Below are 2252 nucleotides of genomic sequence, written 5' to 3'. Positions count from 1 at the left end.
GCCCGCCCCGCCCCCGCCCCCCCCCCCCGCCCCGGGGCGGGGACCGCGGGCGGGGCCCCCGCCCCCCCCGCGCCCCCCCCTCCGGTACGACCCGGTCAGCTCTTGTCGGCCTCCGCGGCCTTCGTGAGACTGGTCGGCTTCGCGTCGGCCGGGACGGCCTTGTCATCGGCGTCGGCCTTGGCGTCCGCGTCCGCACCCGCACCCGCACCCGCCGGGACGGCCTCCGCGTCGGCGGCGGGGGCGACAGCCGAGCCGGTGTCCCCGGAGGGCCCCGGTTCCACGACCGCCTCGCGCCCCGGCCGCAGCTTCGCCGAGAGCACGAAGTACACCACCGCGAGGACGAAGACCACGATCGCGGTCCACACGTTCAGTCGCAGGCCCAGGATGTGGTGGGCCTCGTCGACGCGCATGTACTCGATCCACACGCGCCCGGAGCAGTACGCCGCGACGTACAGCGCGAACGCCCGCCCGTGGCCCAGCTTGAAGCGCCGGTCCGCCCAGATGACCAGCGCGGCGACGCCCAGGCACCACAGGGACTCGTAGAGGAAGGTCGGGTGGTAGGTGCCGGCGACCCGGTTCGGGCCCTCACTGATCTTCAGCGCCCACGGCAGGTCGGTGGGGCGGCCGTACAGCTCCTGGTTGAACCAGTTGCCCCAGCGCCCGCAGGCCTGGGCGATCGCGATGCCCGGGGCGAGCGCGTCGGCCCAGGCGGGCAGCGGGATGCCGCGCAGCCGGCAGCCGATCCAGGCGCCGACCGCGCCGAGCGCGATCGCACCCCAGATGCCGAGGCCGCCCTCCCAGATCTTGAAGGCGTCGACCCAGTCCCGGCCCTCACCGAAGTAGAGCTGGTAGTCGGTGATCACGTGGTAGAGGCGGCCGCCGACCAGGCCGAACGGCACCGCCCACACGGCGATGTCCGCGACCGTGCCCGGCTTTCCGCCGCGCGCGACCCACCGCTTGTTGCCGAGCCAGACGGCGACGAAGACGCCGATGATGATGCAGAACGCGTAGCCGCGCAGCGGGATCGGTCCGAGATGGATCACGCCGGTCGACGGGCTGGGGATGTAAGCAAGGTCCATGGCAGACCTGACGCTACCCTGCCGGGCGGTACGCACCGCAACCCGCCCGGCAAGCTGAAACCAAAACCACACACGGCAGGACCGCCGCTCAGCCTCCCGATCCGGCTCCCGACCCCGCCCGGGAGCCGGAAGCGGAACCCGAGCCGGCGGAGGAGGGGGAGCTCTTGGTGCCGCTCCTCGACCCGCCGCTCCCGGAGCCCGCGGCGGACGCGGACGCCGACGGGGAGGCGGACGCCGGCGGCGCCGTCTTGCCGCCGCCCTCGACCCTTTCCTTCAGCTTCTGCGGGGTCAGCGGGTTCGCCTCGTCCGCGAAGATGTTCTTGCCGTCGAGGAGCACGGTGGGGGTGCCCCGGAACTTCCCGGCGATGAAGGCCTCGTGCGACTTGCCGACCCAGCTGTTGTGGGTGCCGTCCTCCACGCAGGAGCGGAAGGCGGGGGTGTCCAGTCCTTCCACCTTCCCGGCCAGTTCCAGCAGCTTCGCGTTCTTGCCGTAGGCGTCGTCGGTCTCGGGCGGCTGGTTCTGGAAGAGGACGTCGTGGTAGGCGGAGAACTTGCCGGCGTCCTGGGCGCAGGCGGCGGCATTGGCCCCCTTCAGGGAGCCGCTGCCGCGCATGTTGCCGTCGATGAGGGTGACCAGGTGGTACTCGACCTTGAGCAGCCCCTTGGCCTCCAGGTCGTGGATGGTGGTGCGGTAGTTGTCCTCGAAGGACTTGCAGGCGGGGCAGCGGAAGTCCTCCCACACCGTCAGGGTGGACTTGGCTTCGTTCTTGCCGGTCTGGATGGCGAGCGCGTCCTTGCCGGTGGCTCCGGAGGGCGCGGCCATCGGGCCGGTCTTGGCGGACTTGTCGCCCTTGCCGGTGTTGGCCGCGATCACGCCGACGACGGCGGCCAGGCCGAGCACGCCGACGACCGCTCCGGCCACCACCAGGGTGCGCCGGCGCTTGTCCCGGGCCTTCTGCCGCTCGCGCTCCTGCTGGAGTCGTTCGCGGGCCGATCGTTTCGTCGCATCGCGGTTCGCACCGTCGTTCTTCTCGCTCACGTTCGGCCAAACGAAGCGGGGGGGGGCGCGGCGGGCGCCCCCCCGGGCGATCCACCCCCACGGGGGGACGAAACCCCGAGGCCGCCCCCCCCGGGGGGGGGGGCGGGGTGGGCCTCCCCCACCCGCCCCCCCCC

The 2252-nt window shown here is 73.1% G+C and carries 2 protein-coding genes; both read right to left on the bottom strand.

Annotation, left to right across the window (positions count from 1 at the left end):
* Positions 1 to 95 precede the first annotated feature (95 nt).
* Positions 96 to 1079, bottom strand: a complete 984-nt coding sequence (gene lgt, locus AB0D45_RS34715; protein WP_362466671.1) for a prolipoprotein diacylglyceryl transferase — start codon at positions 1077 to 1079, stop codon at positions 96 to 98.
* 88 nt (positions 1080 to 1167) lie between these two features.
* The gene (locus tag AB0D45_RS34710; RefSeq protein ID WP_362466668.1) at positions 1168 to 2118 is read right to left on the bottom strand and encodes a thioredoxin domain-containing protein; all 951 of its coding nucleotides are present in this window, start codon (positions 2116 to 2118) and stop codon (positions 1168 to 1170) included.
* Positions 2119 to 2252: the final 134 nt, after the last annotated feature.

This window comes from Streptomyces sp. NPDC048352, from assembly GCF_040651895.1.
Lineage (GTDB): Bacteria > Actinomycetota > Actinomycetes > Streptomycetales > Streptomycetaceae > Streptomyces.
Note: the sequence above shows the minus strand (reverse complement) of the source record. Positions and strands in the feature narration are given on the sequence as shown.